This window comes from Rhizobium favelukesii (genome assembly GCF_000577275.2).
In the GTDB taxonomy this organism is placed as follows: domain Bacteria; phylum Pseudomonadota; class Alphaproteobacteria; order Rhizobiales; family Rhizobiaceae; genus Rhizobium; species Rhizobium favelukesii.
This window is the reverse complement of record NZ_HG916852.1, coordinates 1,203,268-1,229,297: the sequence shown is the minus strand read 5'-3', so window position 1 is coordinate 1,229,297 and position 26,030 is coordinate 1,203,268. Positions and strand designations below refer to the sequence as shown.

Sequence of the window (26,030 nt, the reverse complement as noted above, 5' to 3'; positions counted from 1 at the left end):
TGTCGCTACTGCGGCAACCTTTAGAGCGCGCCAATTTCCTTGAGCTTCTTCAGGACCGCCTCGCTGGGTTCACCGTTCTCGGGAAGGTTGTAGTGCTTCTGGAAGTGGCGGATGGCGGTGCGGGTCTGTTCGCCCGGCACGCCGTCGACGCCGACATTGGCATAGGCCATGTTGCTGAGACCCTTCTGGATCTTCAAGACGAGGTCGACGCTCGACAGTTCCGCCGATTGGACTGCCTTCCTTGCGGGTGTCGGCGCGGTCTTGATGTTTCTTTCGGCACTGCGGATGGCGGCGGCGACCGGATCCTCAGAGGATTCCTTCGAGGTCACGTCCTCGGGCGGCTTTTCCAGCGGAACCGCCGAGGGGCCGACCGAGTCCGTTCTCAGCGCTGCCAGCACGTCGGGCGTCGCGTCGCCCGTCTGCGGCATGCCCACGGTTTCCTCGAAGAAGAGGATCGCCGCACTGGTGCGCGGACCAATCACGCCATCCGGCGTGCCGTTGTAGAGGCCGCGCCGTACCAGCTCGGTCTGGATGTCCATGACGATCTGGCTCGGCCGCTGGCCACCGGGAGCGGCCGGCGGCGTCGCATTGGTCTGCGTGGCGTCGGCCTCGTCCTGCCGCTCGATCTTGAAGGTCGTGACGTTGCCACTGTGCTCCTCGGCGGCCGGGCGGCCGCCAAGCACATTCGGGAAAAGCGCATCACGCGTGCGCAGGAACGGATGCGGATGTGCGCCCGGCTGATACCAGAGCGCGTTGGCGGCAACGAAGCTGAAGATGACCAGGAAGGCTGCAGTGCCGCCAGCAACCGACGGGTTGCGGCCAATCACGCAGCCCAGCGCGCTTGCGCCCCGCAGTCCCAATCCGCCAACGACGGATGCCCCGGTGAGAAGCAGGCCCGGCCTCTGCTGCCGGCCCCTCCTTCCCTTAGGCGATTTTCGCTTGCTCGCGGCCATCGAAAAGCCCTTCTTCCAAAACACCGACAAGCGCCGGCGCAGCCTTCAGTCGCGGCGGGAACTCGACAAGATCGTTGCGGGCAGTACCCGCAGCCGGAACGCCAGAGCCATCCGCTGCGATGGAAATCGTGATGATCGTGCCGGAGCCCGGCGTGCTGGCGATAGCGAAGTCGCCACCATGCAACGCCACCAAACCCTTCACCAGCGACAGACCGAGCCCCGTGCCTTCGAAGCGACGGCTATAGTCGTTCTGGATCTGGACAAAAGGTTGGCCGAGCATTTCCAGCTTGTCGCCCGGTATGCCGATGCCGGTATCACTGACGGAAAGGTTCAGAACGCCGTCGCGCATCGAGGCATCGATCGAGATCGCGCCGCCGGCATCAGTGAACTTCACGGCATTGCCGACCAGATTGATCAGGATCTGCTGGATCGCGCGCTGATCCGCAACGACCTCGTCAAGACCGCGCTGCACGCGGCTCGTCAGCGTCACACCCTTGGTCTTCGCCTGCAGCGCCAGCATTGCCTCGCAGGAACGGACGACGGCAGCAATGTCGAAGGGTTCGAGGCATAGCTCGTAGCGGCCGGCTTCGATCTTGCTCATGTCGAGCATGGTGTTGACGACCGAAAGCAGGTGCGCGCCGGAGTCCCTGACAAGACCGACATATTCCCGCTGGCGTTCGTTCTCAAACTTGCCGAAATACTCGCCGAGCAGAATGTCGGAGAAGCCGAGGATGGCATTGAGTGGCGTGCGCAGCTCGTGGCTGACGGCGGCGAGGAACCGCGATTTTGCGTCGTTGGCCGTGCGGGCGTCGGCGGCACGGCTCTGCGCTTCCTGCCGCAACTGCTGCTCCATCGAGACGTCGCGCAGCTGGGCAATCACGCTGAAGAACACGCCGTCGCTGTCATGCCGCGCCGTCAGGTCCATGCGCAGATAGGCAAACTGCCGGTTGTCGCGCGAAACGGACGGGCGCTCCAGGCGCAGGTCGACGGCGGCCGTCGCCTCGCCCTGGCGCAACTGATCCAGCGCCTGCAGGAAAAGGATGCGGTCGGAGACGTGTATCTGGTCGACGAAGCCCTTGCCGATCGGATCGCGTATCCAGGCGAGATACTCGCGCTTGTCGCGACCGCCGACGGTGGTGACGTTGCCCTGTGGGTCGAGGAACAAGGCGAGACCGGCCGTTGCCTCCATGAAAAAGTCTTCGGCAATGGGCGGGGCGACCGCCGCCGTTGCCGTGCTCTGGCGCGACAGCGCAATGCTGCCCACTGCGGAGAAGAGGAAAGCCGCGCACACGGTCGCGACACCTACCGGCAGTGCGACAGCGGGACTGGTGACCAGGGAGAGCCCGACGGGTGCTGCAACGAGAGCCGCCGACGACAGCAATGCCAACCGGCTCAGGATCATCAGTTCGCGCTGGCGCACGGCCGCACCGCCGCCTGTGCGGGAGAGCCAGCTTCCGACTACCCGGTCCACGAGGGCTGCCGCCCGCTCTGCGATCTTACTCATTACACGCACGCAATACCCGCCCGAAAAAGGCTCTTTACCAAGGCGGACAATAGGCCTTGGGCGCTTAAAGAAAGGATAAGGGAAAAGCCGCCTCCGCACCGCAAAAGAGCGAAATGTCCCGTTTTTGGGCATCTGAAAGCGGCTTTGGTTTTTACGGTTAACGGGCGGTAAGCGACGGATTTCGCTCACATTTCGGACTGCCATTAACCTTTGTGGCAGCTTCGCCGCAAGGTTTGCCTGCAATTACAGGAGGTGGCCCGCCACATGCTTAACGACACTCGCTACAATTTGACTGAAATGTGGTGCAAATCCCGTTCATTAAAATTCGAGCTAAATTTGCCGCAAATGCCGACGAGTTTCGAAAACTGGCATTCGCAACTCTGCTCTAAGGTCAAAGCACACCGGAAGACCGGACCGATTCGGCAGCAAGACCGAACGGCAAATCAGGATGGGCAACGACGATGTGGTTTCTGATCAAAGGATCATTCTGGTTCGGGCTTGTGCTCGTGCTCTTGTCGTTTTTCAGCGGCGAAAGCTCTACAGGTCCCCGGCCGAAATTGCAGGTTTCCGACGCCTTTGTCGCGGCGACAGGTGTCTATGACTATGTGACCGGCATGTGCGGCGAGAAGCCGGAGGTCTGTGTCAAGGGCGCCGAGACCATGACAGCCCTCGGCCACCGGGCTCGCGAAGGCGCCCGTGTCGCCTACGAGCTGTTGGACAGCCGCTTCGGCGACGATAACTCCGTCAAACCTGCCGTTGCGACGATCGCGCCGAGTGCTCCTGTCGCGGCGCTTGCACCGGCCCGTGCCGAGGCCCAGACCGCGGCGCAGGAACGGACCGCAGCCCTCAACCAGCCGCTGCCCTATCGCCCGCCGGTTGATGACGGCGACGAGGCCGTCTCCGACACCGTGACGACCGGCACCATTCCGCTGCCGACGCCGCGCCCCGCCACCTGAGAATTCCACTAGACTTCCCGCAACCAAGCTTGCGCCGACGATCCGCACGACGCGGAACGTCTCGTGCCTGACGTGCCTGCCCTGTTTATTTTCAGCCTTTGCTGCGCCGCGTGGATGCACATCCTCTGCGGCGTTTCTTTTTAATGGTTCAAATCTGGCCACGTTTCACCTATATGAATCTTGATAACGAAAGGCCAGAATGCATGACGTCCCTCGAGCAGATCCTCGATGATTTCTCCTTCCTTGACGACTGGGAAGACCGCTATCGCTATGTGATCGAGCTTGGAAAGGCGCTTCCGGACCTTCCCGACGACCAGAAGATATCGGCCAACAAGGTGATGGGCTGCGCCAGCCAGGTCTGGCTGGTCACGCACACCGAGGGGGACCCGGACAATCCGGTGATGACTTTCGAGGGCGACTCCGACGCGCATATCGTGCGCGGGCTCGTAGCCATCGTGCTGGCGACCTATTCCGGCAAGACGGCCTCCGAGATCGCTGCGCTCGATGCCTTCGACGTATTCTCCAAGATCGGCCTTGTCGAACACCTTTCCTCGCAGCGCGCCAACGGTCTGCGCTCGATGGTCAACCGCATCCGCGAGGAAGCACTCGTACGCGCAGTGGCTTAGGCGGCCGCCGACACCAGTCACGAATACAATTCTGGCCGATAGCCCTCAGCACCCCAATGCTCCATGCGCGGTCGGCGCGCCGGTGCGGGCGGACTATAATGCCGTAACAGCGCCTGTCGGCGAGGTCGGCCATGCCGCCACGCTCTCCTTTCGCGCGACTTGCATGGTCCGGCTCCCAGGAGGCGGTGATCCGGGGACAAACAAATGGATGCATGGGCAACGTTCTGTCGATCCCGCTTCTCATTTTTTTGACGGGCGGAGATAAATAGGATTATTTTCCCCGTTCCTATCCTCCAAAAACACAAAAGCCGGGCTTCTGCCCGGCTCTTCAGATCATGTTCTTGGCAACAATCAGCCGCGGCCGCGCTTGCGACGCTGGCCGAGCCCCATTTCCTTTGCGAGGCGCGAACGCGCTTCAGCATAGGCCGGCGCTACCATCGGGTAGTCGACGGGAAGTTCCCATTTCTCGCGGTATTCTTCCGGCGAAAGGCTGTGGTGGGTCATCAGATGACGCTTGAGCGACTTGAAGTTGCCGCCGCATTCCAGGCAGGTGATCTGCTCATCCTGAACGGATTTACGCACCGATACAGCCGGCTTCTGCTTCTCGACAACCGCCGTTGCAGGTTGCGGCGCCGATGTATTGCTCAGTGCCGAATGCACGTCCGAGATCAGGTTGGCAAGATCGCCAACTGGGACCACATGGTTGCTGACATAGGCGGCGACAATATCTGCGGTAAGCTCCACCAGCAATTCCGGCCCGCTACCGGCTGCAGTATCCGTCATAATACGTTTCTCCTGTTTTAATGCTCCAAAGGTCTAAGCCTCGTCAGCCAAGACCGTCATCGTAGAGCGAACAGCAAAAAACTCAGGCTACGGCTACCTGTTTCGAAAAACTGAAATCCACCCCTAGATTCCTGAGGCCGAAACCCGTTTCTTATACTGCCTGATTTCGAATTAGTACGCTATCACGCAGTCCACTTCCTCAAGTAAACACTGAAATGCAAAGCCAATGAGGAAATAAGCAACGTCATTCTAATTCAATATCAGAACTCTACTTGGAACACCAAATATCACCGTTTTGCGAAAACGCCAATTATTATTTCATATATATCTACCGAAAAATGCCCAACTCGCAAGAATTGTCTGCCCTACACCCAAACATTAACCATTAAGAAATCTGCAAAAGGGTGCAAAAATCAACTTAAAATACTGAATCGGAAGCGCTCTCATCTTTTGGCGAGGTCATCACGCACCGATTGAGGGCCAAGACGGTGTCCTGTCTGGTGTGCCGCTTTGGCGAGAAGATGCGCCGCGACCGGCGCGGTTAACAGAAAAAAGACGAACCCGGCCAGCGCCCGCGCAAAGACCGCAACCTCGCCCGACGCGACACCGGCGGCGAAAAGCAGCATGCCGGAACCGACCGTTCCTGCCTTGGAAGCGGCGTGCATACGCGTATAAAGGTCCGGCATGCGCACGACGCCGAGAGCGGCGACGAGGGCAAACAGCGAGCCTGCAAGCAGCAGGAACGTCACGGCAAGCGCGACCGCGTAGTCCATCATGGCTTGCCCTTTCTTTCCTTTGCGCGGCTGCGTTTGGCTGCCACTTTGGGCTTTTTCGAGGCACCCGCGGTTTTTTCGCTGTGCCGTTCTGCAACAATGCTGCGCGACATCACGAAACGCGCGAAGGCGACCGTCGCCAGGAAGCCGACCAGACCCAGCGAGATGGCAATGTCGATGTAGAGACTAAAGCCTGTTTTGACCGCCAATACGGCAATGAAGCCGATCGCCGTGCCCGAAAGCGTGTCGAGCGCCAGTATCCTGTCCGGCAGCGTCGGCCCGACGACCAACCGCCAGCCTGCCAGAAGAAAGGCGACGCCAAGGATCATCAGAGCGACCCCGGCGGCGGCGGAGACGATGGCAAGCGGCGCGATCATCGGAAGGCCTCCATGATCCTGCGTTCGAAACCGTTGGCGATATCGCGTTTGGTCGCTTCGGGATCGGCACAATCCAGCGCATGGACATAGAGCGTCTTGCGGTCCTCGGAGACATCGACCGACAGTGTGCCTGGTGTCAGCGTGATCATGTTGGCAAGAAGCGTAATCTCGAAATCGCGATCGACAGTCAGGGGAAAGGCGAAGATGCCGGGTTGCAGCCGCATGTTGGGCGTCAGCACCGTGACGGCGACCCGCCAGGCGGAAATCGCCAATTCCTTCAAAAACACTAGGGCGAGATGCAGGATTGCCCAAGACCGGCGAAGATATCGCCTGCTACCATAGGGCTCGCGCACAATGGTGAGGCACAAAGCGCCGAGAGCAAAGCCGAATATGAGATTGTGCGGCGAGGCGCTGCCGGTGACGGTAGCCCAGGCGATGGCCAGCAGGAGGTTAAGCAGCAGGGCAATCATGGCATCGCTCCGCCCGGGAAGACCGACTGCAGATAAGTCGTCGGATCAACGAGACCGGTGGCCGCCGCCTGCGCCAATTCCAACAGCCGCTCCGGCAGAATGCCGAAGCCGGCAATGAGGGCCGTGAGGATCACGAGCGGCAGCCCCGCCTGCCAGCCGATGGAGGCTTCCGGCTGCGGCGCTGCGGCCGGCCGCCAATAGGCGAGCAGGAACACGCGTCCGAAGGCGATCGTCATCAGGAAACCGCCGATCAGGATCGCGGCGGCCAGCCACCACGCGCCGACATCGATCGACGCCCGGACCAAGACCACCTTCGGCCAGAAGCCGGAAAGAGGCGGCAATCCACAGGCGGCGAGAAACAGGATGAAAGACACGGCAGCAAAACTGCCGCTGCGACGATAGAGCCCACCAAGGTCGGTCAGCGAGAAGCTACCAGCGAGCGCGGCTGCCTGTCCGGCTAAAAGATAGAGCGCCGTCATCAGCAGCATGGAATGCAAGGCGTAGAAGATTGCACCCGAGAGACCGCCCGGCGTGCCGAGCGCAATGCCGACCAGCATATTGCCGATGCCCGATATCACCACGTAGCCGAGCAATTTGCGGATATCGTCCTGCGCCAGAGCGCCGAGCGCGCCGAAGACAATGGTGGCCGCACCGGCCGCGGCGATCACCAGGCTCAATTGCTCGCGCTCGACTGGCAGCAGCATCACCATGATGCGGATCAGAGCGTAGACGCCGACCTTGGTCAGCAGACCGGCAAACAGCGCCGACACGACGATACGCGGCGTGTGATAGGAGGCCGGCAGCCAGAAATTGACGGGAAAGGCGGCCGCCTTTATGGCGAAGGCCAGCAGCACCAGAGCTGACAGGGTCATCAGCGGCGCGGTGTCGCGCACACTTTCCACCTTGCCTGCGATATCGGCCATATTGAGCGTACCGAAGACCGCGTAGACAATGCCGACTGAGATCAGGAACAGGGTCGTTCCGATCAGGTTCAGCACCGCATATTTCAGCGCCCCGTCGATCTGCCCGCGCTCCGAGCCGAGGATCAACATGCCAAAGGACGAAATAAGAAGTACCTCGAACCAGACGTAGAGGTTGAAGACGTCGCCGGTCAGGAACGCTCCTGAGACGCCTGCCATCAGCAGCATCAGGAAGGGGAAGAAGCCGTAGCAGCGACCGCTTTCGGTCACATCCTTCAGTGCATAAAAGCCGCCGGCAAGCGCCGCGACGGCGGCAGTCAGGGTCATCAGCGCGCCGAAGAGATCGACGGTGAAGGCGATGCCGAAGGGAGGAAGCCAGCGCCCCATGACCATGGTCAACGGGCCATGCGCGACGACCTTTGCCAACAGCGCGGCATCCAGCAAGACCAGAACGGCAAGGCCGGGAACGGCGACCAGCGCCTGCAACCGCGTCGAGTTGCGCATCATCAACAGCGCAGCGCCGAGGGTGAGGCAGAGCGCGACGGGTGCGATGACAAGCCAGTTCGCCAAAGGCACAGGCGCCGTCACCATCGCAGCGGAAAGATCGGTGATCGTACTTGCCGGAGCCGCCATCTAGTACCCCATCGGCGGCAGCGGCGGATCGACGGGTTCGGCCACCCGCATCTCGTCGGTGTTGTCGGTGCCGATATCCTGATAGGCGCGATAGGTCAGCACCAGGAGGAAGGCGAGGAAGGAAAACGAGATGACGATCGCCGTCAGAATCAGCGCCTGCGGCAACGGATTGGCGGCGGCGGCCGGAAGCGCATCGAGATTGGCCGGGATGATCGGCGGCACCTCGCGCGTCAATCGTCCGGCCGTGAACAGCAGCAGGTTGACGGCGTTGCCGAGGATGGCGATGCCGAGCATGATGCGGATCGAGAATTTCGATAGCATCAGATAGATCGCGGCGGCGAAGAACAGACCGACGAGGATCGCAAACAGCGGCTCCATCACTCGACCTCCCTTTCTTCCAGCGCCAACGCGATCGAGGTGATGGCGCCGACCACCACCAGGTAGACCCCGATATCGAAGAGCATGACGGTCGAGAGCGGCACCTCGACGCCTGATATCTCAGGATAGATCCACAGCCCGGTCATGAACGGCACGCCAAAGCCAATCGACAGCAGGCCGGCGCAGCAGGACATCAATAGTCCGGCGCCTGATACCGACAGCGGATGGAAAATGATGGCCCGGCGGACGGCGCCGACGCCGCGGGCAATGCCGAAGATCGCCAGCGCCGAGGCCGCGATCAGACCGCCGATGAAGCCGCCGCCCGGCTCGTTGTGGCCGCGCAGGAGGACGAAGACGGAAAAGAGCAGCATCAGCGCCGTCAAAACCGGGGCGATCGTGCGGAAGATCAGCGTGTTCACGGGCGCTCGACTCCCAGATCCTCGGGAGCATCCGGATCGTTTTCCGCAAGCTTCCGCTCGGTCTGCGCGCGGACGCGAATGAGGGCGAGGATGGCAAGGCCGGTGATGGCGACGACGGCGATCTCGCCCAGCGTATCGGTACCGCGGAAATCGACGATGATGACGTTCACGACGTTGGCGCCGTGGGCGATCGACTTCGAGTGGGTATTGAAGAACTCCGTCAGCGCGTTGTTGAACGGCGCCTGCGTGGCTTTCATCAGAAGCAGCGCGAAGCCGCAGCCGCAGGCCATGGCGATGCTGCCGTCGAGTATCTTCTGGCCGAGTGGCCGCCGGTCGGTCGGCGACAATCGAAGGCGGGTCATGACCAAAGCCAGGATGACGACCGACAGTGTCTCCACCATGAACTGCGTGAAGGAAAGATCGGGCGCACCGAACAGCAGGAATATGATGGCGACGGAGAAGCCCTGGATGCCGAGGGAGACGATCGCCGTCAGCCGGTCGCGCGCAATGACAACGCTCAACAGGCCGAGCACGGCGAGCAGGAAAATGGCCCATTCGTGAATCTGGACCTCTCGCGGCCAGACCGGAAGCGCAGGCATTTCGCCGTAGAGCCAGAGCGGTACGAGCAGGATCGTGGCGACGCAGAGGAAGGTGCAGGTGATGTAGAGTTCAAGTCGTCCTGGTTGGACAAAACGCGTCACGCGGACCGACAGGCTGACGAGACCGGCAATGAAGTCATCGAACCAGCGATCCGGCCCCGGTCCGAGCTTGCCTAGTACCACTGCCATCATCCGACGCGCTTGGTCGATTCTCCAATAGACAAGAATGCCGAGCGCGATCGTAAGGGCGGAAAGAAGCAGCGGTACGCAGACCTGCGGGATCAATGAAATCTCGATCACGCTCGACGAGCCCCGGATTGCCGACGCCGCCGGAGACGAGATGTAATGATGAAAAGTTGCCGAGAAGACTGCACCGATCAAACCGAGCAGTGCCAGCACGACGGGACCGGCCCACAGCAATGGCGGCGCCTCGTGCGGGTGCTTCGGCGTTTCCAGAACAGACCCGAGAAACGGCTTCAGCGTCACCGCGAAACCGATCGCGAACATCAGCGCGTTGCCTGATACCGCAACCAGCGTAAAGACGATCGATCGCGGGTCCCCATGGGCCAGCGCGGCATAGATTTCCTCCTTGGCGAGGAAGCCAAAAAATGGCGGCAGGCCGCCCATCGAAATCGCCGCGGCAAGGGCGGCAGCAAATGTCAGCGGCATCGCCTTCCTCAGGCCGCCGAGCCGGGTGATGTCGCGCGCGCCGGTCTCATGGTCGATGATGCCGGCAACCAGGAACAGCGCTCCCTTGAAAAACGAATGCGCTACGAGGTAGAGCGCCGCGGCCTCGACCGCATAGGGGGAGCCGAAGCCGGTCAGCAGCACAAGAAGGCCAAGCGACGAGACGGTCGTGTAGGCGAGTTGCAGCTTGAGGTCGGTCTGACGGATCGCAAGCAGCGTGCCGATGATCAACGTCGCGCCACCAAAGAGCGGCAGCAATAGCTCCCACGCCGGGGTCCCGCCCATCACCGGATTGAGCCGCATCAGGAGATAGACGCCCGCCTTCACCATCGTCGCCGAGTGCAGGTAGGCGGAAACCGGTGCCGGCGCCTCCATCGCGTTCGGCAGCCAGAAATGAAACGGAAACTGCGCGGACTTGGTGAAGGCGCCGCCGAGAACGAGGATCAGGATCGGCAGGTAGTACGGATTGGCGCGCAGCAGATCGCCGGACTGAAGCAGCGTCGACAGCTGCGTGGCATTTGTCGTGCTCCAGATCAGCAGTAGGCCCGCCAACAGCAGTAGGCCGCCGCCACCGGTAACGACAAGCGCCTGTAAGGCGGCACGACGGGCGGCATCGCGCTCGTGGTCGAACCCGATCAGCAGGAAGGACGTGATCGACGTCAGCTCCCAGAAGACGAAGAGCATCAGCAGGCTGTCTGATACGACGAGGCCGAGCATGGCGCCCATGAACAGGAAGATGAACGAGAAGAAACGCCCTTGATCCCTGTGCCCCTTCAGATACCCACCGGCATACAGCACGATCAGCGTGCCGATACCGGTGATCAGCAGCGCAAAGGTCAGTGAAAGACCGTCGAGTAGCCAGGAGAAGCGGAGGTCGAAACTCGGCACCCAGGCATAGCCGCCGGTAATCACCTTGCCGGCCGATATCGCCGGCAGCAGGCTGGCGAAGTGCGCAAAGGCCAAAAGCGGCGCGAGCGCCAAGAGCCAGGCGGCGCTTGCACCAAAGGCGCGAACGAGAAAGGGAGCAACAACAGCGCCGAGAAGTGGCAGACACAAGGCCGCAAATGTCAAAGCCGTGACACCGGCCATGTGCCCTCCTCTGCTGGCAACGCTTCGTGGAACCGGCGAAAGCCGGAAGTCCCGTCAGGTGTACGAGAACAGGAGCGCGGTCACAAGCCTTGTTCGACCAGGAGCAACTTGCGGCGGCGGGATACCCACAGGGAACGGGTTCTGCCCGCATCTTCCGAGGGCTTCATACCGCTTTGCCGAGATCGGCATCCCTTGATCCATGCTGCTTCCCGCACCACATTGCTGTCGAAAATCAAAGCCGTACCCCCCGGCGCGAAAGGAACAAGCCATGGCCGATACGACAATCGCCAAAGTTCACAAGACCGACGCGGAATGGAAAGAGCAGCTGACGCCCGAGCAATACCGGATCACCCGGCAGCATGGCACCGAGCGTGCCTTCACCGGCCCCTACTGGGATTCGTTCGAGACCGGGCTCTATCGCTGCGTCGGCTGCAATTCGCCGCTATTCCGTTCGGATACAAAGTTTGATGCCGGCTGCGGCTGGCCGAGCTATTTCGAGGCGGTCTCGCCCGACGCGGTGATCGAGCATCGCGATACGAGCTACGGCATGGTCCGCACGGAAATCCGCTGCGGCACGTGCGATGCCCATCTCGGGCACGTCTTTCCCGACGGCCCGCCGCCGACCGGCCTGCGCTACTGCATCAACGGCCACGCGATGGTGTTCGAACCGGGGAAATAGCGCCTCGGCCCGGAGATCAAGTTCGAGGACTACCCTTGAAAGCGCCCGACGACGGCCAGAACGCTTTCATCCAGCGACAAGCGCGACGTGTCCAGTATCTCACAGCCCTTGGCCGCCGCCTCGCGGCGGAGGAAGGCTGCCCAGGCCATCATCTCGGCGTCGGCAAGCTCGGGCTGCCGGCGCTCGACCGCCAGGCGATGCCTTCGTGTCTCGTCATCGCAATCGGCCAGCAGCGGCAGATAGGGGATGCCGGCAACGGTTGCCGCCTCCTCCAGGAAAGCAAGGCGCATCTGGCCTTCGAGCAGCTGATTGCGGCCCGACCGCTGAGCTTCTGCAAGACTCTCCAGCCATTTGAAGGTCATGGCTCGCTGCCAACCCGCCGGCGAGCCGTGGTCCGCCGTCATCTGCCCGAGCGAGGGAACGCCGATGTCATCGAAATAGTAGACATCAATCTCACCCGTGAACCGGGCGGCAATCGCCTTGGCGATCGCCGTCTTGCCCGATCCCGAAGCGCCGGTGAGAACGATAAGGCTCACTTCGTAACCCTAAGCTCCATGCAGGTCAGGTCAAGCCAGCGGCCGAACTTGGTACCGACTTCCGAGAAGGTTCCGGCAACGCGGAAGCCGAGCTTTTCGTGCAGCTTGATGGAGGCCGCATTCGCCGCCTCGATGCCGGCGATCATCACATGGATGTTGGCGTCGGCGGCGCGCTCAATCAGCGCCCGCATCAGCAATTCGCCAATGCCAGCGCCGCGGCGATCCTTGTCGACATAGACCGAGTGCTCGACCGTGTGGCGATAGCCGTCGAAAGCCCGCCAATCGCCATAAGAGGCATAGCCTGCGACCTTGCCGTCCATCTCGGCAACAATGACCGGAAATCCCTTCGCCTTGCGGGCCTTGAACCATTCGATGCGGTTGTCGAGATCAACCAGTGTTTCGTTCCAGATCGCCGTCGTATGCTCGACAGCGTGGTTGTAGATATCGCGGATGGCTGGGAGATCGGTTTCGGTGGCGTCGCGCACGAGAACGGCGTCGGTCATATCAGGTCCAGTTTCAGTTCGGTTCCGGCAAGCGGCATACGCCCCGCATTCAGCGTTGTAAACCAGCGAAATCGTGCACCGGAAGCGATCGTCCGCGACAGGGTATGGCGTCATTGCGGAGGGAACCATGATCGGCCGTTTCGTCATCCTGTTTTGCCTCGCGGCGACGTCTGCGCTGGCCGAGGATTGTCGGCCTTATGCCAATGCCCGTTTCGGCTATGCCGTCGACCTTACAGCCGGCTTCACGCTCGCCAACGACGCCGACAACGGCGACGGCATGACACTGCAATCGGCAGACGGAATGGCCAAGCAGGACAGCTGGCAGATCAACTATTCGAAGCCCTCAAGGACATTCGCCAGCTATTCCGGCACGCGCAAGGATCGCACTTTTTACGCGCGCGCCGTGGCTCTCTGCCACGATGCGATCGGATACCTCATGCTGGAGTATCCGAAGGCGGCGCTGAAGGCATATGATCCGGTGGTCCAGCATCTGGACAAGACATTGGCTGCGCCACCGCGGTGCTGGGGTCAGAGCCCCGCGTTCGCCATGCTGAAGCAGGTGAGTACCGCTGAATAGTGCACGGCCGCCGCGGCCACGACGAAACCGTGCCAGATGGCGTTCTGGAAGCGCAACTTTTCCCAGACGTGAAAGATGACGCCGAGAGAATAGATGACGCCGCCGACGAGGATCAGGAGCATCGATACGTAGGGGATGCGCTCGGCCACCGGTCCGGCCACGAAGATGCCGCTCCACCCCATGCCGAGATACAGAAGGATGGCGACCTTGTCGAAGCGCCCGGGAAAGGCACATTTCAGGAAGATGCCGAGCGCAGCGATCGCCCAGATGCCGATCAGCATCCCGAACAGAAGCGGACTGTCGGCGCCGCGTTCCAGGAAAGGCGTGTAGGTGGCGGCGATCAGGATGAAGATTGAGGAATGATCGAGACGGCGAAGGAACCACTTGGTGCGCGAGACCGGCCAGGCATTGTAGGAGAAGGAGATGCCGATCGTCAGCACCAGGCCGATGCTGTAGATCCATGCGGCGGCGAGTTCGGCATGGGAACTCCAGAGAGTGGCGTAAAAGATCAGAACGGTCGCACCGATGAGCGCAAACGCAAGTCCGACGCCGTGGACGACGCCGTCGGCGATAAGCTCGTATTTGTCATAAGCCCAGCGGATGCCGTTGAACTCCGTCATGCAGGAAACCCTCATTATCTCTCAAATCGTGTCACCGAAACGGAGTACGTGCAACACAACAGGTGTACAGGCCGATAAACATTCGTGAGCGACGAGAGGCGGTTATCGACTGGAGGTAAATCGATTTTCGGGATTACGCAAATTCAAAGCGTTAGAGTGTTCTTTGTGCATTTTATATGGATGCCCAACGCTCTAGACGGGCAGCCCTACGGTATCAAGCCTCGGAACACCATCGAGTTCGAGACGGATGAGGCCGCGCCCGGCGCGGACAAGGCGAACGGGAGTGCCTTTTTCTTCAAGCCTACGGCGCAGCAGGAGGAGGCGGGTTTCGAGATTGTCCTTGATCTCTGGCAAGCGCAGACTGTCGGAAAGGCGGATCTCGCGATTTGTGAACTCAGTGCGCCCTTCCCGGAGCCAGAGGCTCAGCATCATCATCAGCATACGCCCGGCCACGCCCTTGATGACATAGGCATTATCGATAAAGACACTATCGTCGTAGGCATGATGGACGACCCGGAAGCTGCTTTGCAGGTGGGCTGGCGCCTTGTCTGCCTTTGCAACCTTTTGCGTTTCGCTGGCGAGGCGCTCGCAAAGAGCAAGCGTCGCGGCGGCCTGGCGGGCGACAACAGTCATCACCGCCTCGTCTTCCTCGGAAAAAGCAAGGCGCTGGCGGCTTTCGGCAAACAGCACTCCGAGGAGGACGTCTTGCGCCATGACGGGTACTGCCATCTGGCTCATCGCGCCTCTCATACCAGGCAGAACGATGGCGCGGGTTCTCTCCTCATCGACGGAAGATGTTCGGATCGCGGCGCCATAGCGCCGCACACGGCTCATGTCGCTGACCTTGACGAGCCGCCGCTTGACGGCCGCGGCCCCGATGATGCCTTCGCCGACGGCGGCTTCCGACCCCACGCCGGAGCGCTCGTAACCGCGACTGCCCACGGTTGCCAGAAGCCTGCGTGCTTCGTCATGGAGCATGAAAAGCGTGTTGGTGTAGCCGAATTCGCTCTCCAGCCCGCTCAGGACGACGTCGATGGCGCCGCCCACATCGTTCTGAATGGCGATCCGGTCGACAAGTCGGCTGAGCGCAATCAGTTTGCGCGAAGGCTCCTCGACGGCCTCCTTCTGCAGAACAACCGGCGAAGGAACACTAGCGATCGACAGCACGCGGAAGACGTCGAGCCCCTTCAGCTTCATAATGCCGCCCATGCCGACCTGTTCGCTGCTCGCCTGCAGCTGCGTCGCCACCCGATCGAAAAAGACGCCGTCCTCAAGTGGATGGGAAAAGACGATGTCCAACCGAAACTGACCGCCGTTCCTGGCATCGACGAGAAGCAGATTGGCGTAAGGATTGGCCCTGATGTTGTGGGCCGTCTTGGCGAAGAACTGGTTCGAGAGCGCCACGTGATCGCTGTCGATCATGATGACATGCGAGAGGTAGGAGATGTTCGGCCTCCCATCGCCCGACGACGTGGCGATGATCGACGGGATAACGCCTTCGAAGCAGGCCCGCAGATCAGAGAGGTGAAGCGTCATGCGACACCCCGCAGCAGAGCGCCGGCGCCTGGACCGGGCGTCTGGAGGTAGACGTCTTCGACGTCAAAGCGGATGACGGCGGCTTTGGCGTTGACGATCCAGGGCGCGGCAAGCTGTGGTTCCACACCGAGACCTCCGAGCGTGTCGACGATGTCGTCGACATAGCGGCGCGAGAGCCGGATATCCTCCTCAGCCGCTGTTCGTAAAGTGCCCCGTCCTTTCAGTTGATAGGCAACATAGTCCGAAGGGCGAACGAACGTCGCCGCAATGTGGCCGGTCGCATGGATGTTGGCGATACAGTCCGGCCATTGCCATTCCGAGACGATCACTTCGACCATACCGCTTCCTTTCACCACCGTAGCGCCGGCACCACGAGCGATCGCGGCGCGATTGTGCGTATCGCGCGTACCGATGATGATCATCACCGGGCTTGCGATGAACCTGGCCAACTCTGCGTCAAGCACCATTTCCTCCCCCCGATCCGTCCACCGATCGTATTTAGCGATTTTTTAAGAACGGCTTCCACTGACTTAGGAAGCATTTAGCAACAAGCATTCGAAGTGGCGACTATAGAGAGGCTCCCGGCACAAAAGGAGCAGAAAAATGACAGGCAATCGCCTCGAACGCATGCCCGACAATACCGTCGCCATCATCGGCGCTGGGCCATCCGGCCTCGCCTGCGCTCGCTGGCTGCGTGCGCACGGACTGGAACCGCTTCTCTTCGAAGCAGCCGACCAGCTCGGCGGGCAGTGGAACAGCCTGTCGCCGATGAGCGGCGTCTGGCCCGGCATGCGGACCAATACGAGCCGTGTGACAACCGCCTTTTCCGACATGGACCATATCGAGGGCACCGCCACCTATCCGCGCCACGACGAGATGCTCGCATATCTGGAGCGCTACGCAGAGCATTTTGATCTACTGCCCCGCATCAGAACGAGAGCGCGGGTGGAGCATCTTTTACGCGGAGACGACGGGCTTTGGCAGATCCACTCGAATACAGACGGAGTGATCCGCAGGGAGGTTTTCAGGCGCGCAATCGTTGCCACCGGCCGGCACGTTGCGCCTGATGTGCCTGATATAGCAGGCATAGAGAGCTTTTGCGGTTCCTTCGGCGCCGCGCACACGAGCCATTACTGCGGGCCGGAACGCCTGCGCGGCAGGTCAGTAGTCGTTGCCGGATGCTCGATCAGCGCTCTCGAAATTGCCGCGGAAATCGCCCTTGCCGGCGCTGCGCAGGTGACTGCGAGCTATCGCCGCCAGCGCTACGTGCTGCCCAAACTCATCAAGGGGGTGCCGACCGAATCCGTCATGTTCACGCGTGCGGCAGCCATCGCGGCGCAACGCTGCCCACCCGACATCGCCGCCGAAGCGCTGAAGGCGATGGTGCTCAACGCGGCCGGCAGCCCTGAACAGTTCGGCGCCCGCAAGCCGCATGAGAACATCTTCGCTGCCGGCATCACGCAATCGCAAAACTTCCTGCCTGCCGTTGCCGAGGGGCGGATCGTGACGCGGCCATGGATTGAACGGATCGACGGCAGAACCGTGCATTTTGCCGATGGAAGCGCTGTTGAAGCGGATGCGCTCTTGCTGGGCACCGGCTATCGGCTGTCCTTACCGTTCCTGTCGCCGGAGCTCGCCGAGACGGTGGAGCTCGACACGGCGAACATGACGCTTCACGACTTCACGCTCCATCCCGATCTGCCGGGCCTCGCCTTTGCGGGATTGATCGACCTTATTGGTCCCTTCTTTCCAGCGATCGAGCTGCAGGCACGCTGGATCGCCTATTCCTTTACGGGTATTGCGGCGCGGCCGACTCCCGAGAAGCAGGCGATGGCTCTGTCAAGAAGTCGCGCGGCTCGCACGTTCGGACCCGCGGTGCCGACGCATGTCGCAGCCCTCGCCTTTGCCCGCAACGCTGGCATCGAGCCTTCCCTGGAGCATTATCCCGAGCTGGAACGGGCGCTGCTCTTCGGCCCGCTTTCAGCAATTTCCTTTAGGCTCGAGGGCCCGGACCGTCTGCCGAACGCATCCTTTCTCGCAAAAAAGGCCGCCGCGGAGTTCGGCGCGATCACAAGCGAGGATTTTACCGCCGAAGAACGCAGCATTCGGGACATGCTGCGCGCTGCCGCTGCGACGGCGGCGGCTTGAAACGCACCACAAGGGGGCGGCCGCGCAGACCGGATCGCTCCCTTGTGGTAAAGCGTGCTAGCCCTGGCCCATGCAATCCTCGCAGAGTGGGGCATAAGGCACGGCGCCGAGACGCTTCGTTGAAATTGACTCGCCGCAGCGGACGCAGGTGCCATACGTGCCTTTCGCGATCCGATCGAGAGCGGCGCCGATGGCGCGCAGCTCTTCCTGGCCGGCCTGGCCGAGCCCCTCCAGCACTTCGTCGTTCTCGCTCTCGACCGCGCGGTCGTCGCTGTCCTGCTCCTTGGTGCGTCCGAGATCGCCGTCGATGCGGCTCAGCCGCGATTCAAGCTCACGCTGGCGGTCGCGTAGGATCTTCTCGTATGTCTGCGTGTCGCTCATGGAAGTTCCTCCATCGGTCCTGTGCCATTTTCTCCTTAGCGCTGCCTGTCGACCAGCACAGAGCATTTGGCATGCCTGACGACACGGTCGGCGGTGGCGCCGATGAAGTAGTTGCTGAAGTCGGGGATATGGGAAGCGACGATGATGAGATCCGCATCATGCGTTTCGGCCGTGGCGAGGATGCTATGGGCCGGGCGGCCGTGGCCGATTTCGATCATTGCGGGTATGCCGCTCGTGCGGATCAGCATTCCGAGCTTTTCCTGGGCATCATCGATCGCGTTCTGCAGCAATTCGGCCGGCAGATCGATCGCGACATAGGTGGGAACGTCCTCGACGACGTTGAGCAAAATGATCTCGCCACCCGTATCAAGGAGCGTGGATGCTTTGCGGAAAGCCCTCTCGCCGCTGTGCAGCGCGCCTAGTTCGATTGGAACGATGATTTTCTTGTACATTCAGGCCCTCCAGCGCCGCCGTTTCTAACGGCCACATCCTCTCAGGAGATAAATAAGGCGCTTTGATCAAGATCAAGATCGCGCGGATTTTTGTCAACGATCGTCGAACGCTCAATCATCAAAAACAGGGCTTCTGTGAACAATCGGAATCCGCCATATAGAGAGCAAGTACAGCGGCCAAGGGGACCTCTGAGGCATATGGACCGGCGCAAATTCCTTGGTATCGCTACGGGCGGCGCTCTCGCCGCCAGCGCCGGTACGACTCCCTCAGCCAAGGCAGGAGATACGCCCATGAACACCGAAACGTCCTACGCCCTGACGCGCCCTGCCTATGTCGACCAGTCGCACCTCGTCGTCACCGACCTGCCGCTGGTGTCCAGTTTCTACCAGTCCATGCTCGGCCTGAAGGTCATCGAGAAAAGCGCCAGCGGCGACGTGCTCGGCGTCGACGGCGCGCCGCTTCTGGCGCTGACGACGGGCAAGGATGTCCGCATCGCGCCGCGCAATGCCGCCGGCCTCTTCCATACGGCCTTCCTGATGCCCAACCGCACCGAGCTCGCCCGCTGGCTGCGCCACGCCGCACATAATAATGTCGCCCTGGACGGCGCATCCGATCACCTGGTCAGCGAGGCCATCTATCTCTCCGACCCAGAAGGCAACGGCATCGAGATCTATGCCGACCGACCGCACGAGCAGTGGAAGTTCCATCCCGACGGCCAGGTGGAGATGGCGACGCGGCGTCTCGATCTGCAGTCGCTCTACAACAGTGCGCCCGACGATACCTGGAACGGCATGGCCGACAGCACCGCAATCGGCCACATCCACCTGCAGGTCGGCGACATACCCGAGGCCGACGCATTCTACCGCGATGTGCTTGGCTTGAGGCTGATGGCGCGCTATCCCGGCGCCAGCTTCTTTGCCACAGGCGATTACCATCACCACGTCGCCGCCAACATCTGGAACAGCGCCGGCGCCGGCGCCCGCGCCGAGGGGATGACCGGCCTTTCCGACTATGCCCTTCGCTTCAACGACAAGGCCGCGCTCGACAATGCCATCGCCAAGCTCGACGAGCTCGAGATCAGGAGCGAGAAGCGCAATAGTGGCGTGTTCCTGCACGACCCCTGGGGTATCGGCCTGACGCTGTCCGCCTGACCCTCAGGAACCTGAAGGGGTTCTGTGCGTTTCCGTCGCGAAGCACCTGGGCTTCCGGGGATCGTCTATCCATGGGAATTGCCAACGGTATCCGCAAGCAGGCCAGCAAGATCACAATGGGCGAGCGCTCTGTCAGCGCCTGGGCCGAAAAACTGAAGCAAGACACGGAGGAGATGCCGCAAGCGCCGATGCACCGCGTCGAAAAGGACGGGCTTGATATCACCATGGCCTGGGCTGTGATCGGCATCTTTGCGGTGCTCGCTCTTTCGGCCATCTACATGATGTCGCTCATTCTCGTTCCGGTGACGCTTGCCGTTGTCGTTGGCATGATTCTCGGGCTACTGGCGGAAAAGCTCAGCAGACTCGGCGTACCGCGCATCACCAACGCCGTCATCCTGTCGACCGGCGTCGCGCTGGTGATCGTCCTCGTTGCCAATTCGCTCGCCGGACCACTGACGACGCTTGCCAACGAGGGCCCGGCCTTCGTCGAGAAGACGTTCAACCGGCTGATGCCCTATCTCGAACAGATCCGGTGGCTGCATATCACGCCGGAGACCTTCCAGGGCGGACCGATGTCGAGCGACAAGCTCCTCGAGAATACGGGTAACGTGCTGCATCTCATCAGCGCCAACCTGACCCCTGCCCTTGTCCAGGCGTTGATCTTCTTCGCGGCGCTGCTGCTCTTCCTTGCCGGACGTGTCAGCCTGCGCAGATCGATCATCATGGTCTTTCGGACGCGTCCGCAGCGGCTTGCCGCCATCCGGGTGATCAACAGTGTGGAACAGGTCCTCGGCTTCTACTTCGCCACGGCTTCGTTGATCTATCTGTGCCTGGGCGTCATGATGACGGTGATCGCCTATCTCGGCGGTCTTTCGGCGCCGGTGCTCTGGGGCTTCTTTGCCTTTCTTTCGAGCTTCATCCCCTATCTCGGCATTGCCTCCATGACGCTCGCGGTGGCTGTAGCCGGCATCATCACGCATGACGGCCTGCTGGTCGGCCTCATGCCAGCCGCAGCATTCTTCATTGTCCACCTCATCATGGAAAATCTGGTCTTCCCGGCGGTGATGGGGAAGCGCCTGGAAATCAATCCTTTCGTGGTGTTTCTGGCAATTCTGTTCTGGACTTGGATGTGGGGCGCAGTTGGTGCTATGCTCGCGCTACCACTATCGCTGATTGTCATGACCATCATCGATGAACTTTTCATCGAAGAGAGACTGCAGCCGCAATTGCCGAAATAATTGAGGTAAGACGCGTCAGATGGCCGAAATCAATCTTGCAGGGTCCAGCCACAACCGGCTGAAGAGTGGCATCCCCCCGTGGAGCCACGCCGGAACAAAACCCGCCTACCAGCCACTTCAGGACAATCTCAAGGTCGACGCCATGGTGATCGGCGGAGGGATCACCGGCGCGCTGCTGGGTCAGCACCTCTCCGAACGCGGGCTTTCCGTGATCATCATCGACCGCGAGACGCCCGGTCTCGGCAGCACGGCGGCGAGCACGGCCATGCTGCAATGGGAGATCGACCGGACGCTGAGCGAGCTCGAGCATGTCTATGGTTTCGAACGCGCCGTCGGTATCTACAGGCGAAGCGCTGCCTCGGTCGCAGGTCTCTCGAAGCTGATCGTCGCCCATCGCATCGCCTGCAATCTGCTGCCTCGGCAGTCGCTGCTCCTGACCAGCAACCAGGAGGGCGCCCGCGATCTGCACAACGAGGTCGAGCTTCGCCGCCAGGCGGGCCTGCCCAGCCGATATCTGGAGCATTGCGATCTCTTTACCGAATTCGAACTCGATCGCGATGCGGGCATCCTGTCCCGCGGCTCGGCGGAGGCCGATCCGCTGCTCCTGACCTGGGCCCTGCTGGACATTGCCGTAAAGCAAGGCGCGCGTCTCATCGGCGCCTCGGTCACCAAACTCCATAGCGAAGGTGGGCGGGTGAGCGCCGAGACCGACGGCCCGTTCGTCATCGAAGCCGAAACTGCAGTGCTCGCCACCGGCTACGCCATGCCGGGCATCGATATGCCGAAACTGCATCGGACGACGTCGAGCTGGGCACTTGCAACGATGCCGCAGGATCCGGCAATGCTGTGGCGCGACCAAGTGCTGATCTGGGAAGACAGCCATCCCTATCTCTACATGCGCACGACGCCGGACGGGCGGATCATCGCTGGCGGCGAGGACGACGATACCGTCGACCCCGCGATCCGCGACAGCAAGCTTGCTGAGAAGATCGTGACGATCCGGGAAAAGATGAAACGGCTCTGGTCAAGGGCTGACACGCGTGTCGCGACGGCGTGGTGCGGCACCTTCGGGGAGACTTCGGACGGGCTGCCGCTAATTGGTGCCGTTCCCTCGATGCCGCAGGTCTATGCCGCTTATGGCTACGGCGGCAACGGCATCACCTTTTCCTATCTCGCGACGCAGGTGATCGGCGCAATGATCGGCGGAGGATACCGCGACTGGTTCGACGATTTCGCCCTGGACCGTGACGCGCCGGATGTACCTGGACATGCGAGCGTCAGTGAGGACCGCACGCAGAGCGCCGTCAACTAATCACTGCGTCGTCTGGTCGTCGCCGGTATCCTCGACATCCTGCAGGCGGACGAATTCGACGCCCTTGGCCTTCAGGTCGAGGATCGCCTTGGCAACACCCTCGCCCGCGACGTGGGTAGGCTGGTTGATATGGGAGATCACCACATCGCCGTCCTTGGCGGCGGCAATCCGCTTTTCCGTGACCGCCGCACCGAGCAGCGAGCCGCCGTCGCCATTCACGGAATAGCCGGCGATGCGGTATCCCATTTCGCGGATCTGGGCGATCGAGGACAGGTCGTATTTGGCGGTCGAGCCGCGGAACCAATGCGGCGGGGCAATGCCGGCTGCGAGCATCGCATCGGCGCCGCCTTGCACTTCCTGGCGCACGGCCTCCGGCGACCCAGCAGACGCAATGCCATAGATGGAGACCGGCTTGTCCACGGCTGGAATATGGTTCTGGCCGTGGTTCTCGAGTTCGAAAAGAGCGGGGTTCTCAAGGAAGACCTGCAGCGCCTGTGGATTGTGCTTCAGCCAGCGTGCGGTGACGAATATGGTTGCGGGGATCCGCTCGCGAACCAGCACCGAGAGGATGCGGTCGTCAGCCTTGCCCATGCAGGCGTCGAACGTCAACGCCACGCGCGCGTGGCCCTTGACGTCGGAACGGGCAATGCGCAGATGCGGCTCCATGAGCTTTGGCTGGGCTGCCATCTTTGGCGGCTGGGCGATGTTCTGTGGTGCGGTGATTGCGGGCGTTTCCTGCGGCGGGAGAGCGGCCGCGATGGAGGCGGTGGAGGCGATCAGCAGCGCCGGAGCGAGAAAAATTCGATTCATACCAAAGAGAAGCCGTTCATTGTTCAAGCGCTGCATAACGCACCCAGCGCGCCGGCGCCATGTGGTCTGATGCCGCTTGCGGTCGCTCCTGCGATTTGCCGCCAGCATTCAACGAAGAGCTGATGCCTGAGGACTAAGGCTTCAGAAAGGCAAGGCAGGCGAGCGCTCTGATCCCTCGATCAATCATAGAGGTAGTACTTTTCCCACTTCTCCTTCGGCACCTTCTCGCCGATCTTATAGTCAAGCTCGCGAACATTCATGTGCTGCGGACCGGTGATGCAGGTGTAGGACAGGTGATACCAGTCGCCCTTGCTTCGGAACACGGCGCCAGGTGCGTCCAGCTTGTTGTCACTGGGAACGGGATCCTTGAAGGTGTAGGCGATGACCTTGTCGGGCCTGTAGCCAGTATCGTCCTTGTTGATTCGGCTCATCGCCTCAGTGTCGCAGCTCTGTTCGAGCCGGGTCGCGGGGTCGAGCTTTTCGAGTTGCTTCTTGATTGCGGGATCGACTGCGAACGCTGGAACCGCAAGGCTAAATGCGGACAGAAGCAACACAAGGCGTTTTGGCATTACAGTGGGATTCCTTTGCATTCTCATTCCGGAATCGCCTGTGGACGACCGGGGCTTTCACGGTCGAACAGGGGATAAATTCCGGGCGACGTAGCGGACTTTCTTAAACAATATGGTGACATCAAGGCAACGTGAGCATTCCTTCGGTTTTGTCACGGAGGTGCGTTCGGCGCTTGATCCGATGCATCCGCGCCTCTATCTCTTGCCAACCTGACACCACGTATCCGGAGCCTTCGTTGACCGTCTTCAAGAACATGCCGAACCCGCCCGTTGCCGCCAAGAAGCCGCTTTCTGATACGCGCCACGGCATCACGCGCACGGATGACTACGCCTGGCTGCGGGCGGACAACTGGCAGGCGATGTTCAAGGATCCCACGATCCTCGATCCGGCGATCCGCCAGCATCTGGAAGCCGAAAACGTCTACATGAACGCGGCGATGGAGGACACCAAGGCGCTGCAGAAGACGCTGTTTGCCGAGATGCGCGGCCGTATCAAGGAGGACGACAGCTCCGTGCCGATGAAGGACGGCGACTATGCCTACGGCACCTTCTTCGTCACCGGCGGCGAACAGCCACGCTATTTTCGCATTCCCCGCAACGGCGACGTCAAGGTCGAGACGATCCGCGCCGTTCTGCTCGACGGCGACAAGGAAGCGGCCGGCAAGGCCTATTTCAGGCTGGCGGGCCTCGACCATTCGACCGATCACAGCCGCGGCATCTGGGGCTATGACGACAAGGGCTCAGAATTCTATACGCTGCGCGTGCGCGATCTTGCGACCGGCGAGGACCTTCCCGACGTGGTCGAGAACACCGGCGGCGGCGGCGCGTGGGCACCTGACGGCAAGAGCTTCTTTTATTCCGCACTCGACGAGAACCATCGTCCCTCAAAGGTCTTCCACCACATCCTCGGGACGCCCCAATCCGACGACCGGCTGGTCTATGAGGAGAAGGACGCCGGCTTCTTCATGGGCGTCGGCGGCTCGCTGCTCGACGATTTCATCTACATCGACATTCACGACCACGAGACGTCAGAATACCGCCTGCTCTCCACCAAGGATCTGACGGCGGAGCCGAAGCTTGTTTCCGAGCGCGAGGAAGGCATCGAATACTCGATGACGGAAGGCGGCGATGTCTTCTACATCCTGACCAATGACGGCGACGCCAAGGATTTCAAGATCATGGAAGCGCCGGTTGAAAACCCGGGCAAGGCGAACTGGCGCGAAGTCGTGCCGCACAAGCCCGGCACCTTGATCATCAGCCACATGGCTTTTGCCCGGCATCTGCTCTGGCTGGAGCGCAAGGACGGCCTGCCGCAGATCATCATCCGCGACCGGCGCACCGGCGAGGAGCACGCCATCGCCTTTGCCGAAGAGGCCTATTCGCTCGGCCTGCAGGGTGCGGCGGAATACGACACCGACGTCATCCGCTTCTCCTACTCCTCGATGACGACCCCGTCACAGCTCTATGACTACAACATGGTGACGCGCGAACGTACCCTCCTCAAGACGCAGGAAGTGCCCTCCGGCCACAATCCCGACGACTATGTCACCCGCCGTGTCTTCGCGCCGGCCTGGGATGGAGAACAGGTGCCGGTCACCCTGCTCTATCGCAAGGATACGCCGCTCGACGGGTCTGCACCCTGCCTGCTCTATGGATACGGCGCCTACGGCATTACCATTCCGGCCGGCTTCAACACCAACTGCCTGTCGCTTGCCGACCGCGGTTTCGTCTACGCCATCGCCCACATCCGCGGCGGCAAGGACAAGGGTTTTGGCTGGTACGAAGACGGCAAGATGGAGAAGAAGACCAACACCTTCAAAGACTTCATCGCCGCCGCTGACTATCTGAATCAGGAAAAGTTCACCTCCTACGCGAACATCATCGCCGAAGGCGGTTCGGCCGGCGGCATGCTGATGGGGGCCGTTGCCAATATGGCGCCGGAGAAGTTTGCCGGCCTGATCGCCGCCGTTCCCTTCGTCGATGTGCTGAACACCATGCTCGATGACACGCTGCCGCTGACCCCGCCGGAATGGCCGGAATGGGGCAACCCGATCGAGAGCAAGGACGAGTACGAGCAGATCGCCGCCTACTCGCCCTACGACAATGTCGGCGCGAAAGCCTATCCGCCGATCCTGGCGCTCGGTGGTCTGACGGACCCGCGCGTCACCTATTGGGAGCCGGCAAAGTGGGTGGCGCGGCTGCGCGAAAAGACCACCGGTTCGGCGCCGATCCTGCTGAAGACCAACATGGATGCCGGCCATGGCGGCGCCTCGGGACGCTTCCAACGGCTGGAGGAGATCGCCTTCGAGTACGCCTTCGCGATCAAGGTTGCTGGGAAGGTGTAATCGGC

28 protein-coding genes are annotated in these 26,030 nt (G+C 61.4%); 9 read left to right on the top strand and 19 right to left on the bottom strand.

Annotated features, from left to right (window positions below; genetic code table 11):
* Positions 1-20 precede the first annotated feature (20 nt).
* Entirely contained in the window at positions 21-953 is a 933-nt protein-coding gene (locus tag LPU83_RS44440; RefSeq protein WP_024313781.1) for a peptidoglycan-binding domain-containing protein, read from the bottom strand.
* Positions 925-2,457 carry a sensor histidine kinase gene (locus LPU83_RS44435; protein WP_029709925.1) on the bottom strand — a complete coding sequence of 511 codons (1,533 nt, stop codon included), beginning with the start codon at positions 2,455-2,457 and terminating at the stop codon, positions 925-927. Before LPU83_RS44435 ends, LPU83_RS44440 begins: the two co-directional genes overlap by 29 nt.
* A 461-nt stretch (positions 2,458-2,918) precedes the next feature.
* Here LPU83_RS44435 and LPU83_RS44430 point away from each other — a divergent pair, with 461 nt between their 5' ends.
* Positions 2,919-3,413: a DUF5330 domain-containing protein gene (locus LPU83_RS44430; RefSeq protein ID WP_024313783.1), complete on the top strand. Its 495-nt coding sequence runs from the start codon at positions 2,919-2,921 to the stop codon at positions 3,411-3,413.
* Between the two features lie 203 nt (positions 3,414-3,616).
* Entirely contained in the window at positions 3,617-4,039 is a 423-nt protein-coding gene (locus tag LPU83_RS44425) for a SufE family protein (protein ID WP_024313784.1), read from the top strand.
* 351 nt (positions 4,040-4,390) lie between these two features.
* Here LPU83_RS44425 and LPU83_RS44420 read toward each other — a convergent pair whose 3' ends face one another.
* The 8 genes from LPU83_RS44420 to LPU83_RS44385 all read right to left on the bottom strand — a co-directional run bounded on the left by LPU83_RS44420 (position 4,391) and on the right by LPU83_RS44385 (position 11,167).
* On the bottom strand, positions 4,391-4,822 hold the full coding sequence (locus LPU83_RS44420) for a Ros/MucR family transcriptional regulator (protein WP_024313785.1): 432 nt from the start codon (positions 4,820-4,822) through the stop codon (positions 4,391-4,393).
* A 443-nt stretch (positions 4,823-5,265) separates the two neighbouring features.
* Positions 5,266-5,598, bottom strand: coding sequence for a monovalent cation/H(+) antiporter subunit G (gene mnhG, locus LPU83_RS44415; protein ID WP_024313786.1), 333 nt, complete (start codon positions 5,596-5,598; stop codon positions 5,266-5,268).
* A complete protein-coding gene (locus LPU83_RS44410; RefSeq protein WP_024313787.1) occupies positions 5,595-5,972 on the bottom strand; it encodes a cation:proton antiporter in 378 nt (125 codons plus the stop codon). Before LPU83_RS44410 ends, mnhG begins: the two co-directional genes overlap by 4 nt.
* Positions 5,969-6,442 (bottom strand): Na+/H+ antiporter subunit E, encoded by a 474-nt coding sequence (locus LPU83_RS44405; RefSeq protein WP_024313788.1) that lies wholly within the window; start codon positions 6,440-6,442, stop codon positions 5,969-5,971. Before LPU83_RS44405 ends, LPU83_RS44410 begins: the two co-directional genes overlap by 4 nt.
* Positions 6,439-7,995, bottom strand: a complete 1,557-nt coding sequence (locus LPU83_RS44400) for a Na+/H+ antiporter subunit D (RefSeq protein WP_024313789.1) — start codon at positions 7,993-7,995, stop codon at positions 6,439-6,441. The genes LPU83_RS44405 and LPU83_RS44400 overlap by 4 nt, the downstream gene beginning before the upstream one ends.
* Positions 7,996-8,373 (bottom strand): Na+/H+ antiporter subunit C, encoded by a 378-nt coding sequence (locus LPU83_RS44395; protein WP_024313790.1) that lies wholly within the window; start codon positions 8,371-8,373, stop codon positions 7,996-7,998. It abuts the gene before it with no gap.
* The gene (locus tag LPU83_RS44390; RefSeq protein ID WP_024313791.1) at positions 8,373-8,792 is read right to left on the bottom strand and encodes a Na(+)/H(+) antiporter subunit B; all 420 of its coding nucleotides are present in this window, start codon (positions 8,790-8,792) and stop codon (positions 8,373-8,375) included. Before LPU83_RS44390 ends, LPU83_RS44395 begins: the two co-directional genes overlap by 1 nt.
* A complete protein-coding gene (locus LPU83_RS44385; protein WP_024313792.1) occupies positions 8,789-11,167 on the bottom strand; it encodes a putative monovalent cation/H+ antiporter subunit A in 2,379 nt (792 codons plus the stop codon). The genes LPU83_RS44390 and LPU83_RS44385 overlap by 4 nt, the downstream gene beginning before the upstream one ends.
* Positions 11,168-11,435: 268 nt before the next feature.
* On the opposite strand from LPU83_RS44385, the gene msrB reads away from it, so the two are divergent.
* Positions 11,436-11,846: a peptide-methionine (R)-S-oxide reductase MsrB gene (msrB, locus tag LPU83_RS44380; protein WP_024313793.1), complete on the top strand. Its 411-nt coding sequence runs from the start codon at positions 11,436-11,438 to the stop codon at positions 11,844-11,846.
* A 29-nt stretch (positions 11,847-11,875) separates the two neighbouring features.
* On the opposite strand, the gene LPU83_RS44375 is transcribed toward msrB, so the two are convergent.
* Positions 11,876-12,382: an AAA family ATPase gene (locus LPU83_RS44375; protein WP_024313794.1), complete on the bottom strand. Its 507-nt coding sequence runs from the start codon at positions 12,380-12,382 to the stop codon at positions 11,876-11,878.
* The gene (locus LPU83_RS44370; RefSeq protein ID WP_024313795.1) at positions 12,379-12,885 is read right to left on the bottom strand and encodes a GNAT family N-acetyltransferase; all 507 of its coding nucleotides are present in this window, start codon (positions 12,883-12,885) and stop codon (positions 12,379-12,381) included. The genes LPU83_RS44375 and LPU83_RS44370 overlap by 4 nt, the downstream gene beginning before the upstream one ends.
* 127 nt (positions 12,886-13,012) lie before the next feature.
* Between LPU83_RS44370 and LPU83_RS44365 the strand changes: the two genes are divergently transcribed.
* A complete protein-coding gene (locus LPU83_RS44365) occupies positions 13,013-13,462 on the top strand; it encodes a hypothetical protein (RefSeq protein WP_024313796.1) in 450 nt (149 codons plus the stop codon).
* Here LPU83_RS44365 and trhA read toward each other — a convergent pair.
* The 3 genes from trhA to LPU83_RS44350 form a co-directional block, all read right to left on the bottom strand.
* Positions 13,414-14,082 (bottom strand): PAQR family membrane homeostasis protein TrhA, encoded by a 669-nt coding sequence (gene trhA / locus LPU83_RS44360; protein WP_024313797.1) that lies wholly within the window; start codon positions 14,080-14,082, stop codon positions 13,414-13,416. The two genes, LPU83_RS44365 and trhA, sit on opposite strands and share 49 nt — an antisense overlap.
* 192 nt (positions 14,083-14,274) lie before the next feature.
* Positions 14,275-15,618, bottom strand: coding sequence for a GAF domain-containing protein (locus LPU83_RS44355; protein WP_024313798.1), 1,344 nt, complete (start codon positions 15,616-15,618; stop codon positions 14,275-14,277).
* On the bottom strand, positions 15,615-16,085 hold the full coding sequence (locus LPU83_RS44350; RefSeq protein WP_029709927.1) for a hypothetical protein: 471 nt from the start codon (positions 16,083-16,085) through the stop codon (positions 15,615-15,617). The genes LPU83_RS44355 and LPU83_RS44350 overlap by 4 nt, the downstream gene beginning before the upstream one ends.
* Before the next feature lie 136 nt (positions 16,086-16,221).
* On the opposite strand from LPU83_RS44350, the gene LPU83_RS44345 reads away from it, so the two are divergent.
* Positions 16,222-17,766, top strand: coding sequence for a flavin-containing monooxygenase (locus LPU83_RS44345; protein ID WP_024313800.1), 1,545 nt, complete (start codon positions 16,222-16,224; stop codon positions 17,764-17,766).
* A 57-nt stretch (positions 17,767-17,823) separates the two neighbouring features.
* Here LPU83_RS44345 and LPU83_RS44340 read toward each other — a convergent pair whose 3' ends face one another.
* Together LPU83_RS44340 and LPU83_RS44335 are read right to left on the bottom strand one after the other, a co-directional pair.
* Entirely contained in the window at positions 17,824-18,147 is a 324-nt protein-coding gene (locus LPU83_RS44340; protein WP_024313801.1) for a TraR/DksA family transcriptional regulator, read from the bottom strand.
* 35 nt (positions 18,148-18,182) lie between these two features.
* A complete protein-coding gene (locus LPU83_RS44335; RefSeq protein ID WP_024313802.1) occupies positions 18,183-18,599 on the bottom strand; it encodes a universal stress protein in 417 nt (138 codons plus the stop codon).
* Positions 18,600-18,890: 291 nt separating this feature from the next.
* Between LPU83_RS44335 and LPU83_RS44330 the strand changes: the two genes are divergently transcribed.
* The 3 genes from LPU83_RS44330 (at position 18,891) to LPU83_RS44320 (ending at position 22,301) form a co-directional block, all read left to right on the top strand.
* Positions 18,891-19,751 (top strand): VOC family protein, encoded by an 861-nt coding sequence (locus LPU83_RS44330; RefSeq protein ID WP_024313803.1) that lies wholly within the window; start codon positions 18,891-18,893, stop codon positions 19,749-19,751.
* Between the two features lie 71 nt (positions 19,752-19,822).
* A complete protein-coding gene (locus LPU83_RS44325; protein ID WP_024313804.1) occupies positions 19,823-20,989 on the top strand; it encodes an AI-2E family transporter in 1,167 nt (388 codons plus the stop codon).
* A gap of 19 nt (positions 20,990-21,008) precedes the next feature.
* Complete coding sequence (locus LPU83_RS44320; protein WP_024313805.1) at positions 21,009-22,301, top strand: NAD(P)/FAD-dependent oxidoreductase; 1,293 nt, start codon at positions 21,009-21,011, stop codon at positions 22,299-22,301.
* On the opposite strand, the gene LPU83_RS44315 is transcribed toward LPU83_RS44320, so the two are convergent.
* Positions 22,302-23,111, bottom strand: coding sequence for a polysaccharide deacetylase family protein (locus tag LPU83_RS44315; RefSeq protein WP_024313806.1), 810 nt, complete (start codon positions 23,109-23,111; stop codon positions 22,302-22,304).
* 179 nt (positions 23,112-23,290) lie between these two features.
* Positions 23,291-23,680 carry a DUF930 domain-containing protein gene (locus tag LPU83_RS44310; protein WP_024313807.1) on the bottom strand — a complete coding sequence of 130 codons (390 nt, stop codon included), beginning with the start codon at positions 23,678-23,680 and terminating at the stop codon, positions 23,291-23,293.
* Between the two features lie 236 nt (positions 23,681-23,916).
* Between LPU83_RS44310 and LPU83_RS44305 the strand changes: the two genes are divergently transcribed.
* Positions 23,917-26,025 carry a S9 family peptidase gene (locus LPU83_RS44305; RefSeq protein ID WP_024313808.1) on the top strand — a complete coding sequence of 703 codons (2,109 nt, stop codon included), beginning with the start codon at positions 23,917-23,919 and terminating at the stop codon, positions 26,023-26,025.
* Positions 26,026-26,030: the final 5 nt, after the last annotated feature.

What these genes read in the sequence shown, in the direction of transcription:
- LPU83_RS44440 (WP_024313781.1), bottom strand. Translation starts at nt 953, where the DNA reads ATGGCCGCGAGCAAGCGAAAATCGCCTAAGGGAAGGAGGGGCCGGCAG.
- LPU83_RS44435 (WP_029709925.1), bottom strand. Translation starts at nt 2,457, where the DNA reads ATGAGTAAGATCGCAGAGCGGGCGGCAGCCCTCGTGGACCGGGTAGTC.
- LPU83_RS44430 (WP_024313783.1), top strand. Translation starts at nt 2,919, where the DNA reads ATGTGGTTTCTGATCAAAGGATCATTCTGGTTCGGGCTTGTGCTCGTG.
- LPU83_RS44425 (WP_024313784.1), top strand. Translation starts at nt 3,617, where the DNA reads ATGACGTCCCTCGAGCAGATCCTCGATGATTTCTCCTTCCTTGACGAC.
- LPU83_RS44420 (WP_024313785.1), bottom strand. Translation starts at nt 4,822, where the DNA reads ATGACGGATACTGCAGCCGGTAGCGGGCCGGAATTGCTGGTGGAGCTT.
- mnhG (WP_024313786.1), bottom strand. Translation starts at nt 5,598, where the DNA reads ATGATGGACTACGCGGTCGCGCTTGCCGTGACGTTCCTGCTGCTTGCA.
- LPU83_RS44410 (WP_024313787.1), bottom strand. Translation starts at nt 5,972, where the DNA reads ATGATCGCGCCGCTTGCCATCGTCTCCGCCGCCGCCGGGGTCGCTCTG.
- LPU83_RS44405 (WP_024313788.1), bottom strand. Translation starts at nt 6,442, where the DNA reads ATGATTGCCCTGCTGCTTAACCTCCTGCTGGCCATCGCCTGGGCTACC.
- LPU83_RS44400 (WP_024313789.1), bottom strand. Translation starts at nt 7,995, where the DNA reads ATGGCGGCTCCGGCAAGTACGATCACCGATCTTTCCGCTGCGATGGTG.
- LPU83_RS44395 (WP_024313790.1), bottom strand. Translation starts at nt 8,373, where the DNA reads ATGGAGCCGCTGTTTGCGATCCTCGTCGGTCTGTTCTTCGCCGCCGCG.
- LPU83_RS44385 (WP_024313792.1), bottom strand. Translation starts at nt 11,167, where the DNA reads ATGGCCGGTGTCACGGCTTTGACATTTGCGGCCTTGTGTCTGCCACTT.
- msrB (WP_024313793.1), top strand. Translation starts at nt 11,436, where the DNA reads ATGGCCGATACGACAATCGCCAAAGTTCACAAGACCGACGCGGAATGG.
- LPU83_RS44370 (WP_024313795.1), bottom strand. Translation starts at nt 12,885, where the DNA reads ATGACCGACGCCGTTCTCGTGCGCGACGCCACCGAAACCGATCTCCCA.
- LPU83_RS44365 (WP_024313796.1), top strand. Translation starts at nt 13,013, where the DNA reads ATGATCGGCCGTTTCGTCATCCTGTTTTGCCTCGCGGCGACGTCTGCG.
- trhA (WP_024313797.1), bottom strand. Translation starts at nt 14,082, where the DNA reads ATGACGGAGTTCAACGGCATCCGCTGGGCTTATGACAAATACGAGCTT.
- LPU83_RS44355 (WP_024313798.1), bottom strand. Translation starts at nt 15,618, where the DNA reads ATGACGCTTCACCTCTCTGATCTGCGGGCCTGCTTCGAAGGCGTTATC.
- LPU83_RS44350 (WP_029709927.1), bottom strand. Translation starts at nt 16,085, where the DNA reads ATGGTGCTTGACGCAGAGTTGGCCAGGTTCATCGCAAGCCCGGTGATG.
- LPU83_RS44345 (WP_024313800.1), top strand. Translation starts at nt 16,222, where the DNA reads ATGACAGGCAATCGCCTCGAACGCATGCCCGACAATACCGTCGCCATC.
- LPU83_RS44340 (WP_024313801.1), bottom strand. Translation starts at nt 18,147, where the DNA reads ATGAGCGACACGCAGACATACGAGAAGATCCTACGCGACCGCCAGCGT.
- LPU83_RS44335 (WP_024313802.1), bottom strand. Translation starts at nt 18,599, where the DNA reads ATGTACAAGAAAATCATCGTTCCAATCGAACTAGGCGCGCTGCACAGC.
- LPU83_RS44330 (WP_024313803.1), top strand. Translation starts at nt 18,891, where the DNA reads ATGAACACCGAAACGTCCTACGCCCTGACGCGCCCTGCCTATGTCGAC.
- LPU83_RS44325 (WP_024313804.1), top strand. Translation starts at nt 19,823, where the DNA reads ATGGGAATTGCCAACGGTATCCGCAAGCAGGCCAGCAAGATCACAATG.
- LPU83_RS44320 (WP_024313805.1), top strand. Translation starts at nt 21,009, where the DNA reads ATGGCCGAAATCAATCTTGCAGGGTCCAGCCACAACCGGCTGAAGAGT.
- LPU83_RS44315 (WP_024313806.1), bottom strand. Translation starts at nt 23,111, where the DNA reads ATGAATCGAATTTTTCTCGCTCCGGCGCTGCTGATCGCCTCCACCGCC.
- LPU83_RS44310 (WP_024313807.1), bottom strand. Translation starts at nt 23,680, where the DNA reads ATGCCAAAACGCCTTGTGTTGCTTCTGTCCGCATTTAGCCTTGCGGTT.